This window comes from Tenacibaculum sp. 1B UA, from assembly GCF_033978845.1.
In the GTDB taxonomy this organism is placed as follows: Bacteria; Bacteroidota; Bacteroidia; order Flavobacteriales; family Flavobacteriaceae; genus Polaribacter.
On sequence record NZ_JAKVUA010000026.1, the window covers coordinates 15,584 to 28,507 of the forward strand.

At 31.0% G+C, this 12,924-nt stretch carries 13 protein-coding genes and 1 tRNA gene; 10 read left to right on the forward strand and 4 right to left on the reverse strand.

The window, feature by feature from the left end; all coding sequences use genetic code 11:
* Positions 1-2: 2 nt before the first annotated feature.
* Both MK851_RS14680 and MK851_RS14685 read right to left on the reverse strand, forming a co-directional pair.
* Entirely contained in the window at positions 3-1,784 is a 1,782-nt protein-coding gene (locus tag MK851_RS14680) for a hypothetical protein (RefSeq protein WP_320244640.1), read from the reverse strand.
* A 17-nt stretch (positions 1,785-1,801) separates the two neighbouring features.
* On the reverse strand, positions 1,802-2,227 hold the full coding sequence (locus MK851_RS14685) for a GPW/gp25 family protein (protein WP_303510515.1): 426 nt from the start codon (positions 2,225-2,227) through the stop codon (positions 1,802-1,804).
* An 89-nt stretch (positions 2,228-2,316) separates the two neighbouring features.
* Between MK851_RS14685 and MK851_RS14690 the strand changes: the two genes are divergently transcribed.
* The 10 genes from MK851_RS14690 to rodA all read left to right on the forward strand — a co-directional run bounded on the left by MK851_RS14690 (position 2,317) and on the right by rodA (position 12,365).
* Entirely contained in the window at positions 2,317-2,772 is a 456-nt protein-coding gene (locus tag MK851_RS14690; protein ID WP_099215504.1) for a hypothetical protein, read from the forward strand.
* A gap of 21 nt (positions 2,773-2,793) precedes the next feature.
* Positions 2,794-4,158, forward strand: coding sequence for a DUF5458 family protein (locus MK851_RS14695; protein ID WP_303510518.1), 1,365 nt, complete (start codon positions 2,794-2,796; stop codon positions 4,156-4,158).
* 280 nt (positions 4,159-4,438) lie between these two features.
* On the forward strand, positions 4,439-4,891 hold the full coding sequence (locus tag MK851_RS14700) for a GAF domain-containing protein (protein WP_115901758.1): 453 nt from the start codon (positions 4,439-4,441) through the stop codon (positions 4,889-4,891).
* Positions 4,892-4,973: 82 nt separating this feature from the next.
* On the forward strand, positions 4,974-5,099 hold the full coding sequence (locus tag MK851_RS14705; protein ID WP_262510991.1) for a hypothetical protein: 126 nt from the start codon (positions 4,974-4,976) through the stop codon (positions 5,097-5,099).
* Positions 5,100-5,243: 144 nt separating this feature from the next.
* Positions 5,244-6,770: a bifunctional phosphoribosylaminoimidazolecarboxamide formyltransferase/IMP cyclohydrolase gene (gene purH / locus MK851_RS14710; protein ID WP_320244649.1), complete on the forward strand. Its 1,527-nt coding sequence runs from the start codon at positions 5,244-5,246 to the stop codon at positions 6,768-6,770.
* An 82-nt stretch (positions 6,771-6,852) separates the two neighbouring features.
* On the forward strand, positions 6,853-7,881 hold the full coding sequence (locus tag MK851_RS14715) for a rod shape-determining protein (RefSeq protein WP_047790403.1): 1,029 nt from the start codon (positions 6,853-6,855) through the stop codon (positions 7,879-7,881).
* Between the two features lie 16 nt (positions 7,882-7,897).
* A complete protein-coding gene (mreC, locus tag MK851_RS14720; protein WP_303510532.1) occupies positions 7,898-8,725 on the forward strand; it encodes a rod shape-determining protein MreC in 828 nt (275 codons plus the stop codon).
* The gene (gene mreD / locus MK851_RS14725; RefSeq protein ID WP_303510534.1) at positions 8,718-9,224 is read left to right on the forward strand and encodes a rod shape-determining protein MreD; all 507 of its coding nucleotides are present in this window, start codon (positions 8,718-8,720) and stop codon (positions 9,222-9,224) included. The genes mreC and mreD overlap by 8 nt, the downstream gene beginning before the upstream one ends.
* Positions 9,221-11,107, forward strand: coding sequence for a penicillin-binding protein 2 (gene mrdA, locus MK851_RS14730; RefSeq protein ID WP_303510537.1), 1,887 nt, complete (start codon positions 9,221-9,223; stop codon positions 11,105-11,107). Before mreD ends, mrdA begins: the two co-directional genes overlap by 4 nt.
* A complete protein-coding gene (gene rodA / locus MK851_RS14735; protein ID WP_303510540.1) occupies positions 11,088-12,365 on the forward strand; it encodes a rod shape-determining protein RodA in 1,278 nt (425 codons plus the stop codon). The genes mrdA and rodA overlap by 20 nt, the downstream gene beginning before the upstream one ends.
* A 192-nt stretch (positions 12,366-12,557) precedes the next feature.
* Here rodA and rpsT read toward each other — a convergent pair whose 3' ends face one another.
* Together rpsT and MK851_RS14745 are read right to left on the reverse strand one after the other, a co-directional pair.
* Positions 12,558-12,809: a 30S ribosomal protein S20 gene (gene rpsT / locus MK851_RS14740; protein ID WP_028891217.1), complete on the reverse strand. Its 252-nt coding sequence runs from the start codon at positions 12,807-12,809 to the stop codon at positions 12,558-12,560.
* A gap of 34 nt (positions 12,810-12,843) precedes the next feature.
* A tRNA-Glu gene (locus MK851_RS14745) sits at positions 12,844-12,915 on the reverse strand.
* Positions 12,916-12,924 lie beyond the last annotated feature (9 nt).

Here is a 12,924-nt window from a genome sequence, read left to right on the forward strand (position 1 = left end):
TTTTAAATAAAAAATACTTTATAAGTTATATTTGATATAGATTTTTTTTCTAACTCCTTTTCTAGATAATAACTGAAAAGGTTTTGTTTCTCTACAGAAATTAATTCTTTTTTAGTTTTTATATGTATATCAGTGGTTCTTATCAACCCTTTTTTCTTTTCTTTTGATATGGCAACACCATCTTTTATAGAAACATCTTCAACAAAACGTCCTATTTTACTATTTACAAAGCTTTTTACATCTTCTTTTGTTACAATTCTTTCCCTTGTAAGTAATCCATAGCGTAGACCATTTATTTTGTCATGCTCTTCTTTTCTAATATAACCTCCTATCGTTTCCGTTTTTAGTTTAATCTTACTATCAATAAACTTACCTGTTCTATATTGATTAAAAGTATAACTAGTAGTAATGCCATTTGCTTGACTAGCATTAGTCAACCAATACTGAAATTCATAATTAAAAGCTTCTTTATGTGGGTAGGTTAATAAGAAAGTTTTATCATTATTTGCATTTACCTCTCCAAACTCTAAATGAATTTTCTTATCAATTTCGTCTAATTTCTCATGCAAATCATCTAAATATGCTTGTATAATATCATAACCTATGGAAGAAAAAGCACTTCCTTCTTCTCTTACTGTTTGAGAAGTTTTACTCAACATCATTTTAGCACTTCTCGTATCAAACCTTCCTATATCTCCAAAATATAATGAGTAACCTCCTTCAAGGCTTTCGGTAGAATTCCCTATAACATTAGCATAACTATTTCCTTTATCATCATTTAAACTTTCAATATTTAAAAAATAATCTACTCCTTCACTAAGTACAGATAAAATTCTTCCATTTTTCCTAAAATTATGCTGTTTATATTCTAACTTTCTATTAACTATAGGAAAGGTGTTTAAGCTTACTTCAATTCCTTTCAGCTTATCTTTAGAAAAAACTTCTGGGAGTTTAACTTTAAACCACAACAGTTTTTGATTTAAATCTTCTGGCTCAATAAAAAAGTCATCTTGTTCTCCAAACAACTCATTAATCGTCTTTTTGACCTTACAAGATTCATTTAAATTTAATGTGTAAAAACAATCTTCATAAAACGAAATAACGTCTTCAAAATAATGAACTTCATTATTCTTATTCACTAAACTTTCTTTATCTAAAAACATTTCATTCCCTGCAGCATCATAAACCTTCATTGTTTTTAAAAAAGGTAAAAGTGAACTATCATTTAAAATAAAACATAGCGATAAGTTGTTTGTATCCTCTAATAACTCATTTGAAATTTCTACTCCAAACCAAAGCTCATAATCTTTAATTTTATTCTCTTGAGGCAAGTAAAGAGCGTCTTCTATATTACCAAATTGATTTTCACTTATTAACAATTTATCGTCATAACCTAAATATTTAACAGAAGCATTTATAAGTTCTTTTGCTATAATAGGTGTAAAGAAGACATCTAGCTTTTCTTCTCCGAATCGTCTTTTAGAACAATAAAAATGATCAGAAACATAAAGTTGTGTTGTATCGTCTTCTGGCTGTGCTTTCAACAAAGCATGTGAAGGTGATGGTAAAGACCATTTGTTACTCACCAGTATCCTAGACAGTCTATCTAACAACTCTTTATCCGATACGTCTACTTGTTGATGTAATTTTGATATTTCATAAGCAAAAGTATGTAGCAACAAATCTAAAATAGGGTCAACACTTCTTTTGTCTTTAATACCCCATAGTTCCATCGAACGCAGCAGCATTCGATTTTTAATTTTCATAAAATATTCGTCTCTCATTGCGTTTTTTTATTTTTTTACTGAGATAAAGGACTGATGTAAAAAAGTGTAGCAAAATTAAATGGAGCTTCGGTTTCAATAATTATTCCGAATACTTTTATTTCTGCTTTTCTTCTTACATGAACATCGGTAGTCTCTGCATCATCATCTATTTCAGACAATCTTACACTAACTCTAATATCTTTAAGTCTTGGTTCATATTCAATAAAGGCGTAATATAAAGAATCTTTAACTTTTTCTTCCCATTTATTAATTTTAACCAACTGATTAAACTCTAAATCCCAAATATCGGAACCATAATTAGGTCTTCCAAAAACCTCACCTTGTTTTGAAGTAGCAATTATCATGAGGTGCTGAGCTATGGATTCTTCAAGCGTACAGCCCAATCTATTATTCTCTTTATTTGTTTTTGTTATACTGGAAAAGTCTAGGGGGATCTTCAAATAATTCATTTTTCCTTAATTTTTTTCTGTAAAAATAATTTTTTTTATCAAATATTTAATAGATTCGTAGCAGAATAAAAAAAATTATTATGGCAATGTACAATTACGGAATTGGAGGTAATGAAGTTAAAGTTGATGCTAATGAGTCAATCGCAAACATTTCTTCCAACAAAACCCTATTAATCCAAAAACTTACCGACGAAGCTCCGGCAACCCCTGAAGCTACTTATGGTTTAGACACTATCGAAGCTGTATTTGAAAAGTTTTCACCTTCTGTAAAACTTGAACACACCGATGAAAATGGCGCTGATGTTAAAGAATCTTTAAACTTCAATAATTTAAGTGATTTTAACGTTGAGAACATTAAGGCTAATAGCTCTTTTCTAAATAAACTTGATATAGAAAAGGATCAGTACTTAAGAATTTCAAGACAATTATCTTCTAACAGAGCACTAATGAAAGCTCTTAGTAACCCCGAAACAAAAGATACATTTATTAAGATTTTAGAAGAATCTATTAAAGAAATCGATCAAGCTGAACAATAAAAACAAAAAACATAATTAGCTATGTCTACAAAAGTAAAAACGCAACAGTCAGAAGCGGTTAAACAACAATCCCCTAGTCAAGAAGTAGCGAGCGCTATTGATGGTATAAAAGAGTACGGAGGTTTCTCTTTTATTGAAAACATCGTTGATGGATACTCTAACTTAAACCCTAAAAGAAAAGCTAGAAAAAGTCTATTTTTAAATGACGAGCAGTGGAAAGGAGAAAGAAAAAACTTAAAAAACAGACTTTCTGTTTGGTTAGAAATTCTTAAAAGCAGTGAAAACATCGAATCGATGTGTGATACAGCAAAAGAAAAGTCTACCAGTATAGAAGGAGTTTTAAATTACAATCTTAAGAAAACCTTAGAAAGAACTAAGGAATTAGAAACTTCATATAGATCTGTAGCTTTATTCTACAAAAACACTGAAAAAGATAAAGTAAAAAACATCACTATCTTAAATGCCGATTTAAGTCAACTAAAAGATTTAGAGAACCCTCTTTTTATAGATTATGTATCAAATGAGTTTAAACAAAACTTTGATAGATTAGACTTAAAAGACAACTATTCTATTTTAGTAGTTCCTGGATATTTAGGCTCTAACGTAGTGTTAGACAAATGGTCTAAAATAGCCTATGACAATAAAGCTGTTTTATTAACCGATTTTCAAGATTTAGAAACAGCCGACGATATTGTTGACATGTTCTCTAACGCAAATCATTCAGGAGGAGAGGTTCACAAATCAAACACTTTAATGACATGTAACTGGCTTTTAGGCAGAAAGAAAGAGGATGCTGTAGGTGAAGAGGATAACTTATACGTTCCCGCATCATCTGCTTTAGCTGGTAAAATATACCATACTTTAATGTCTCAAGTAGTAGCAGGTAAAAAATTTGGTGGTATTAACGAAGTAGAAAGCGTACGATTCGACCTTAAAAAGAGTGAAATTTCAGAAATTGAAAAAATGGGACTTGTTCCTATGGTAAATGAATACAGTAAAGTAATGGCATTTTCTGCTAAAACTTTATTTAACGGAGATAACCTAGGATTACAGACTTACTCTGTTGTAAGAGTATTTGACCATATAACAAAAGTATTATTTGATTTCTTAAATAGACGTGCATTTGAAAACTGGAGCTCTAGGACTGAGGCTGATTTGCGTCGCCAAATAGTTAAGTTCTTAGATGATATTCAAGGACCTACTAAGCTAATTGAGCGTTTCAAGGTTATAAAAATAGAGCAAGATCAAAATCAAAAAGATCGCGTTTTATTAGATATCCACATCACTCCTTATTTCCCTGCTAAAAGTTTTGTTATCCAATTAGATGGACATAAAGGAGATGGACCTGAAGATGCTGTATGGCACAGTGAATACGTTCAACAATAATTTAATCCTAAATTATATTCATTTTCTTTTATAGAAAAAGACAAAAATAAAAGCGGAAGTTTTAAATTAAACTTAAAACTTCCGCTTTCTTTTATAAAGCCATTTTATAGAACTACAAGAATTTTTCTCACATATACCATGAAACCTTCCCCTTTTCATAAAAAACTCTTAAAACACTCCATTTAAACTATAAAAAACGAAATTCTGTTTTTTATCACAATTCATACAACTATTTTTGTAAGCTTTAAGTCCCCTTTACGAATAAAATAAAAACACTTTTATGAATTTACAAGAACTAAAGAACAATATAAATACAATAGTTAACAACAATTCCTCAAAAGAAGAAAAGTTACAGCAAATTTGTGATTATTTAGCTTCAGAAATTTCTTATTACGATTGGGTTGGCTTCTACTTTAAGAATGGAGATAAAGAAGAATTAAAGCTAGCACAATTTAACGGAGAACCTACAGATCATACAATTATACCTTTTGGAAAGGGTATTTGCGGTCAAGTAGCAGTTAGCAATGAAAATTTTGTAGTGCAAGACGTAAGCGAACAAGACAACTACATATCATGTGGATGGAAAGTAAAATCTGAAATTGTAATTCCTATTTTTGTTAATGGAGAAAACGTTGGTCAAATAGATATTGATTCTCATACAGCTAACCCATTTACTCAAAATGATGAAGCTTTATTGGAGTATATTTGTAAAAAAGTGGCTAATTTTATATAATTTTTATATAATCACTTGATTATTAAGTTTTTTTTTGTTTTATTTGGTCTGATTTTAACAACCCCATTAATCCCCTTAAATTATGAGCAGTAGAGAACATCCTTCTTATGCGGCATTAGGTAATGCTAATGCTCGTTCAAAATCTCAACAATCTTTAGTAGAAAAATTCACTATCTGGTTTCGTAACTTTTTAGAAACTGCAGAATAATTTTTTATTTTAAGATTTTGTTGTAAAAAAAACACCACCAAAATTATTTTATTTTTGGTGGTGTTTTCAATCTTAAAAACTTAAAAAATTATTGTGTAACGCCTACTGTTTTACTAGCTTTGCAAGCTTAACAACACAACAATAATGAACAATACTAAAACTATTAAATCAGCATTAATATCCGTTTTTCACAAAGACGGGTTAGAACCTATTGTTAAAAAGCTTAACGAACTAGGTGTTACTATTTACTCTACAGGAGGCACTGAAAAGTTCATAAAAGACTTAGGGATTGATGTAGTACCTGTAGAAGATGTTACTTCATACCCTTCTATTTTAGGAGGAAGAGTAAAAACTTTACACCCTAAAGTTTTTGGAGGTATTTTAAATAGACAAGATCACGAAGGTGATGTTGCTGAGATGGAAGAATACAATATTCCGCAATTAGATTTAGTAATTGTAGATTTATATCCTTTTGAAAAAACAGTTGCTTCTGGTGCTTCTGAACAAGACATAATTGAAAAAATTGATATTGGTGGTATTTCACTAATCCGTGCTGCAGCTAAAAACTTTAAAGACACTGTAATTGTTTCTTCAATGGAACAGTATGAAGAGTTTTTAAATATTATTTCTAAAAATAACGGAGATACTTCGTTAAACGATAGAAAAAAGTTTGCTGCCAAAGCTTTTAATATTTCTTCTCATTACGATACTGCTATTTTCAACTATTTTAATGAAGATGAAGTTATGTATAAAGCTAGTGAAACTACTTCTAAAGTATTACGCTACGGAGAAAACCCGCACCAGAAAGGATTTTTCTTTGGTGATTTAGAAGCTATATTTGATAAGTTACACGGAAAAGAGTTAAGCTACAACAACTTATTAGATGTTGATGCCGCAGTAAACTTAATTGAAGAGTTTAAAGGTGAAGATCCAACATTTGCCATTTTAAAACACAATAACGCTTGTGGTTTTGCTCAACGTAAAACAATTCATCAAGCCTATGTTGATGCTTTAGCTGGTGACCCTGTCTCTGCTTTTGGAGGTATTTTAATATCAAACACAAAAATTGATAAAGCTACTGCTGAAGAAATTCATAAATTATTTTGTGAAGTTGTAATTGCTCCTGCTTATGATACTGATGCCTTAGATATTTTAAAAGGGAAAAAGAACAGAGTAATTTTAATTCAAAAAGAAGTTGAATTACCTAAACAAACAGTAAGAACAGCTTTAAACGGAGTATTAATCCAAGACAAAGACTATATTACTGATAAATTAGATGATTTATCATATCCTACCAACAATAAACCATCAGAAAGTGAGTTAGAGGATTTGTTATTCGCATCTAAATTATGTAAAAACACCAAATCTAACACAATTATCTTAGTAAAAGATAAGCAGTTATTAGCTGGTGGAACAGGACAGACAAGTAGAGTTGATGCGTTGAGGCAAGCAATTGAAAAAGCTAACAGCTTCAACTTTAACTTAAAGGGGGCAGTTATGGCTAGTGATGCTTTTTTCCCTTTCCCTGACTGTGTAGAAATAGCAGATAAAGCAGGTATAAAAAGTGTAATTCAACCGGGGGGTTCTATTAAAGACCAATTAAGTATTGATTATTGTAACGACAACAATGTAGCTATGGTTTTTACAGGAACAAGACATTTTAAACATTAATTATACTGAGTGTAAAATACCCACAGATTTTTATTAGATTTGTGAGAATACATTAAAATTAAATATAAATAACGAAATCTTTATGGGTTTTTTCGATTTCATGACAGAAGATATTGCAGTAGATTTAGGTACTGCAAATACACTTATAATCCACAATGGTAAGGTAGTTATTGACAACCCCTCTATTGTTGCTAGAAACAGGCTCACTGGTAAAATTATTGCTACGGGACATGAAGCTAGTAGAATGCAAGGAAAAACCCATGAAAACATCAAGACCATACGTCCTTTAAAAGACGGTGTAATTGCTGATTTTCAAGCTTCAGAGGAAATGATAAAGGAATTTGTAAAACAAATTCCTGCCATAAAGAAAAGATTGTTTCCACCATCATTACGTATGGTAATTTGTATTCCTTCAGGAATTACTGAAGTTGAAAAACGAGCAGTTATAGATTCAGGTCGTCATATGAACGCTAAAGAAATCTATTTGATTTATGAACCAATGGCAGCTGCTATTGGTGTAGGCGTTGATATTATGGAGCCTAAAGGAAATATGATTATTGATATAGGTGGTGGTACAACTGAAATTGCTGTTATAGCATTAGCTGGTATTGTTTGTGATCAATCCGTTAAAGTTGCTGGAGATTTATTTACCAGTGACATTATGTATTACATGCGTACTCAACACAATTTATATGTTGGAGAAACTACTGCTGAAAAGATAAAGTTACAAATAGGTTCAGCCACAGAAGATTTAGACACACCTCCTGAAGACATGATGGTTCAAGGGCGTGATTTATTAAGTGGAAAACCTAAGCAAATACAGGTTTCTTATCGTGAAATTGCTAAAGCATTAGATAAATCAATTTTACGTATTGAAGATGCAGTAATGGAGACACTATCAAAGACACCTCCTGAATTAGCTGCTGATATTTACAACACTGGTATTTATTTAGCTGGTGGTGGTTCTATGCTAAGAGGCTTAGATAAGCGTTTATCTAGAAAAACAGATTTGCCAGTATACGTTGCTGAAGATCCGTTACGTGCTGTAGTTCGCGGAACAGGTATTGCGCTTAAAAATTTAGAAAAATACAAAACTGTATTAATCAAATAAATTTGAATGACTATTTATGCAACAGCTTATTTATTTCTTACAGAAGTATAAGTATTTCTTATTTTTTCTATTCTTAGAAGTTATAGCTGTTGTATTAATCATTAACAACCATTCTTTTCATAAAAGTAAATTTATTAGTTCTACCAATTTTATTACAGGAGGACTATATCAAAAATCATCAAATATATCAGAGTACCTAAACTTAAAGGAAAGAAACGCTGTACTAGTTGAAGAAAATTTAGCACTAAAAAATAAACTAGAAAAAATCACTACGTATCTTGATAGTATTTCTAGTAATCAAACAATCGACACCCTAAAACTCAACCAAAATTATAACTATATTTCTGGAAATATAATTAAAAACTCTTTTCATAAAGCTGACAACTTCATAACAATTAACAGAGGTAAAAGTTATAATGTTTCTAAAGAAATGGGAGTAATTAACAGTAAAGGTATTATTGGTATTACTGATAATGCATCAAATAAATACGCAAGAGTACAATCTATTTTAAATTCAAAAAGCAATATCAACGCTAAATTTAAAAACAACAATCACTACGGTACGTTAACGTGGGACGGTAAGAACTATAACATTGTACAACTAACCGACATTCCACGTCAAGCAACTTTTAAAGAAGGTGATACTGTAGTTACTGGAGGAAGGTCTACTATTTTTCCAAACGGGATACCTATTGGAACAGTCTTAGAAGTACCTGAAGAATTATCTGCGGTTAATAGTATTAACATTAAACTCTTTAACGATATGTCTAACTTAGGCCATGTTTATATAATAACCAACTTAAATAAAGAAGAAATAAAAACTGTAGAAAATAATAATGAATAAAACAGTATACTTAATATTTTTATTCGTTTTCCTCTTGTTAATACAAGTGTTAATTCTAAATAATATTTTATTTTTAGGCTATGTAAACCCCTACATTTATATCGTTTTTATTTTCTTGTTCCCTATTAAAGAAAACAAGTTTTCTCTTTTATTAGTTGCTTTTCTTTTAGGGTTATGTGTAGATGCGTTTTCTAACTCTGGTGGAATTCATGCTTTTTCAACTGTATTCATAGCTTATATACGTTTATTTACTTTTAAAGCTATATTCAAAAAAACATCGTCAGATTACCTACTCTTTAATCTAAGACATGAATCTTTTGATAAAGTATTTAATTATACAGCAATTTTAACATTAATTCATCACTTCATTTTATTTAGTTTAACTAACTTTAGTTTTTATAACATTTCAAATGTACTTATCAACACACTATTTTCTAGTGTTTTTACGTTACTGTTGTATTTTTTAGGAAGTTTTATATTTAGGAAAAAGCTAACATGAAACGAAGTTTCTTACTTATAGTTTTAATTACTCTTATTGGAATTGTTTATATCTCTAGATTATTTCAATTACAAGTAGTGCACGGAGGTGAACAGAGTTTAACTCACAGTGCCACAATTAAGATTGAATATGATTACCCTGAACGTGGTTATATTTATGATCGTAATGGAAAATTATTGGTTGCTAACCAATTATCCTACGATGTAATGATTATTCCAAAAGAAGTTGAGGCTTTAGACACTCTAGAATTCTGCTCTCTATTAAAAATTGATAAAGAAGATTTTATAAAACGCTTTACAAAAGCGAAAAATTATGCCCGTTGGCTTCCATCTGTATTTTTAAAGCAATTAGCTAAAGAAGACTATGCTTTTTTACAAGAAAAGTTACCCAAATATAAAGGTTTTTATATCCAAAAGCGTATTATTAGAAATTACCCCGTAAAATCCGCAGCTAATGTATTGGGTTTTATTAGTGAAGTTAACGAATACATAGCCAAAAATAGCGATTACTACGAACAAGGAGAGTTAATCGGTAAGCTTGGTGTTGAAAAGCAATATGAAAAAGAGCTAAGAGGCATTAAAGGAAAAAAATATTTTAAAAGAAATAACTTAAATAAAATTACTGGTTCTTATAAAAATGGAAAATACGATACTCTTGCAGTACCAGGTAAGGATTTAACATTGACTATTGATAGTGAATTACAACAATATGGAGAATTATTGATGTCTGGTAAGAGAGGTGGAATTGTTGCTATAGAACCTCAAACAGGTGAAATTTTAGCATTAATCACTGCTCCTTCTTACGATCCAAACTTACTAGTCGGAAGGCAACGCTCCCCTAACTCTGTAAGACTTTTTAACGACAGCATTAACATGCCTACTTTTGACAGAGGCCTGCAAGCAATGTATGCTCCTGGTTCACCTTTTAAAATACTTACTGGCTTAATTGGTTTACAAGAAGCAGTTATTGATGAAAATACCGGATTTTACTGTCAACATGGGTACCGTTACGGTAAGCGTCCTAACGCTTTTATGGGGTGCCACTGTAGAATTGTCGGACGACCTGTTCGCTTAAAAACTGCCATTGCTAAATCTTGTAATACTTATTTCGCTAACACCTACAGGAAAATTATAGACAACTATGAAAACCCAACAATAGGAACTGATGCTTGGAGTGAACATGCGAAAAGTTTTGGATTAGGTAATTATTTAGGTTACGATCTTCCCTCTGGTCAAAAAGGAAGAATTCCTAATGGAAGTTTTTACGACAGAAATTATGATTTTAGGTGGGGGGCTACAACTACAATTTCAAACGCTATCGGACAAGGAGAAGTAGAAACCACACCTATTCAGTTGGCAAATATGACCGCAGCTATTGCTAATAAAGGCTATTTTTACACCCCTCATATTGTTAAGAAGATTCAGGACAAGTCTAATCTCGATTCTACTTATGTAACTCGTAGAAACACAACTGTTTCACCAGAACATTTTCCTATTGCTATTGAAGCAATGCACGAAACTTTTACAAGAGGTACAGCAAGGCGTAGTAGAATTGAAGGTATAGAAATATGTGGAAAAACAGGAACCGTAGAAAACTTTATTAGAGTAAATAAAAAGAAAGTTCAATTAACAGACCACTCAATTTTTATAGCTTTTGCTCCAAAAGATAACCCGAAAATAGCCATCGCTATTTTTGTAGAAAACGGAGGATATGGATCTACAATTGCTGCCCCCATTACCAGTTTACTTATTGAAAAGTATTTAAACAAGTCAATATCAAGAAAACACATTGAAGACCGTATGATTAACCTGAGCCTTAAAGAAAGATACGAGAATCAATTATTAATTCAAAAAAGCGATACTCTTGCGACAAGAACGAAATAATATTTTTGCTGGAATTGACTGGCTACTTGTTTTACTCTACGTAATATTAGTTGGTTTTGGATGGGTAAATATATATGCTGCATCCTCATCAGAAGAATCCAGAGAAATTTTTGATTTTTCTACAAAATATGGAAAACAACTAATTTTTATAGGGCTTAGCATACCAGTTATCATCTTTATTCTCTTTTTTAATTCCAAGTTTTACAAACAGTTTTCGAGTGTAATGTACATTCTCTCTCTAGTTCTATTAGCTGGTGTACTTGTATTTGGTAAAAAAATTAATGGTGCTACCTCTTGGTACAACTTTGGAGGAATAGGACTACAACCTTCTGAGTTTGCAAAAGCTTTTACCGCCCTAGCTTTAGCTAAGTTAATGAGTGATCGGCAATACAATCTTAAACTAATAAAGAATCAAGCGAAAGCCTTTATTATTATCTTTTTACCGGCCTTTTTTATTGCATTACAACCTGATATGGGTTCTGTGTTAATATACTTCGCTTTCTTTTTTGTATTAAACAGAGAAGGACTTACGTTAGCTTATATTTTATTTGGAACCACATCTATTATTTTATTCTTATTAACAGTTTATTTTGAAGCAAAATGGGTTCTTATTTCATGTTTACTTATAATCACATTAGTCGTTTTTTATGGTGTTTATAAAGACAAACGATTTTTTCGCTTCAACGTTTTAAAAATAATTGGATCCTATCTTTTTGCAATCTTCTTTATTTTAGGAATCAGCTATACCTATAACAACATTTTAAAACAACATCAGAAAGATAGATTTGATATTTTACTAGGAAAGATTCAAGACAACAAAGGTATTGGCTACAACTCTTATCAGTCTGAAAAAACTATTAGTTCTGGTGGTTTTTCTGGAAAAGGCTTTTTACAAGGAGATAGAACGCAAGGAAATTTTGTTCCTGAACAACACACAGATTATATATACAGTACTGTAGGTGAAGAATGGGGGTTTTTAGGCAGCTCTTTTGTTATTATTTTATTTATGTTGCTTCTTTACAGAGTTATTTATTTATCAGAAACACAAACCAATAAATTTGCAAGAATATATGGCTATAGTGTAGCTTCCATTTTCTTTTTTCATATTCTTGTTAATATTGGTATGGTAATAGGTTTATTGCCTACTGTAGGAATTCCTCTTCCGTTTTTTAGTTACGGAGGTTCTTCTTTATGGGGATTTACACTACTTCTATTTATTTTCATCCGTTTAGATGCTCATAAAAAATACGACTGGTAATCAATTCCAATCCGAGTAAGTAGTGAAGTGTTTGTTTTTCCTTATCTACAATGTATTAGATTAACCTTATTTAAAAACGTGCCATATCTCTAATGATATTATTTTTATACTAAGAACTTTAAAATTCTTTTAACCAAAAAAAACGCTCCGATTTTATCGAAGCGTTTTAACTATTAACTAACCTTAAAACTCTTATAAAGCCGCAACGTGTTTAGCCAATTTAGACTTTAAATTTGCCGCTTTATTCTTATGAATAATGTTGTTCTTTGCTAATTTATCTAACATAGATACAACAGTCGAAAACATTCCTTCTGCTTCCTTCTTATCTTCTGTAGCTCTTAATTTTCTAACAGCATTACGAGTTGTTTTATGCTGATATTTATTTCTTAAGCGCTTTGCTTCGTTACTTCTAATTCTCTTTAATGCTGACTTATGATTTGCCATTGTACTAATGCGTTAATTGTTTATAAAAAACTTGTAGTCCGTACGGGAATCGAACCCGTGTTACCAGGATGAAAACCTGGCGTCCTAACCCCTAGACGAACGGACCAAAACAATC

Coding starts and splice junctions, on each gene's coding strand:
- rpsT (WP_028891217.1), bottom strand. CDS start 12,809: ATGGCAAATCATAAGTCAGCATTAAAGAGAATTAGAAGTAACGAAGCA.
- MK851_RS14695 (WP_303510518.1), top strand. CDS start 2,794: ATGTCTACAAAAGTAAAAACGCAACAGTCAGAAGCGGTTAAACAACAA.
- MK851_RS14715 (WP_047790403.1), top strand. CDS start 6,853: ATGGGTTTTTTCGATTTCATGACAGAAGATATTGCAGTAGATTTAGGT.
- mreC (WP_303510532.1), top strand. CDS start 7,898: ATGCAACAGCTTATTTATTTCTTACAGAAGTATAAGTATTTCTTATTT.
- MK851_RS14705 (WP_262510991.1), top strand. CDS start 4,974: ATGAGCAGTAGAGAACATCCTTCTTATGCGGCATTAGGTAATGCTAAT.
- mrdA (WP_303510537.1), top strand. CDS start 9,221: ATGAAACGAAGTTTCTTACTTATAGTTTTAATTACTCTTATTGGAATT.
- MK851_RS14690 (WP_099215504.1), top strand. CDS start 2,317: ATGGCAATGTACAATTACGGAATTGGAGGTAATGAAGTTAAAGTTGAT.
- MK851_RS14700 (WP_115901758.1), top strand. CDS start 4,439: ATGAATTTACAAGAACTAAAGAACAATATAAATACAATAGTTAACAAC.
- purH (WP_320244649.1), top strand. CDS start 5,244: ATGAACAATACTAAAACTATTAAATCAGCATTAATATCCGTTTTTCAC.
- mreD (WP_303510534.1), top strand. CDS start 8,718: ATGAATAAAACAGTATACTTAATATTTTTATTCGTTTTCCTCTTGTTA.
- MK851_RS14680 (WP_320244640.1), bottom strand. CDS start 1,784: ATGAGAGACGAATATTTTATGAAAATTAAAAATCGAATGCTGCTGCGT.